Source organism: Alicyclobacillus suci, from assembly GCF_017329615.1.
GTDB lineage: Bacteria > Bacillota > Bacilli > Alicyclobacillales > Alicyclobacillaceae > Alicyclobacillus > Alicyclobacillus suci.
Genome location: NZ_JAFMTW010000172.1, coordinates 1 through 421, shown reverse-complemented (window position 1 = coordinate 421; position 421 = coordinate 1). Strand labels below are relative to the sequence as shown.

General features: G+C 47.3%; 1 protein-coding gene. It reads right to left on the bottom strand.

All coding sequences use genetic code 11. The features are described from left to right. Positions 1–421, bottom strand: a 421-nt coding sequence (locus J3482_RS20290) for an IS256 family transposase (protein ID WP_206923102.1), incomplete at both ends; no start/stop codon positions are given.

The following is a 421-nucleotide window of genomic DNA, read 5'->3' as shown; positions in this document are numbered from 1 at the left end:
TCCGTCCAGTTACTACGCCATGAGCGTACAATGATGGGGTATTTCTTGCCCCACGTCTCCTCGAATTGGTCCAGTGCCGCGAGTGCTGTCTCCTCCGTGTTTGCTTTGTAGATTGGTTTCAGGTCCGCAGTGATTTTCTTGTAGTCTTTGGCTGCAGCATACTTCAGCGAATTTCGAATCTGGTGAACGACACACTTTTGGATATCCGCTTTAGGGTACGTTGCCAAGATGGCTTCACTGAATCCCTTGAGATTGTCCACACAAGCAATGAGGATGTCTTCCACGCCTCGACCCTGAAGTTCCGTGAGCACAGACAACCAGAATTTCGCCGATTCATTCTCACCAATCCACATACCTAAAACATCTTTTCTACCGTCTAAGTCAATGCCTACAATCATGTATGATGCCTTGCTAACAACTT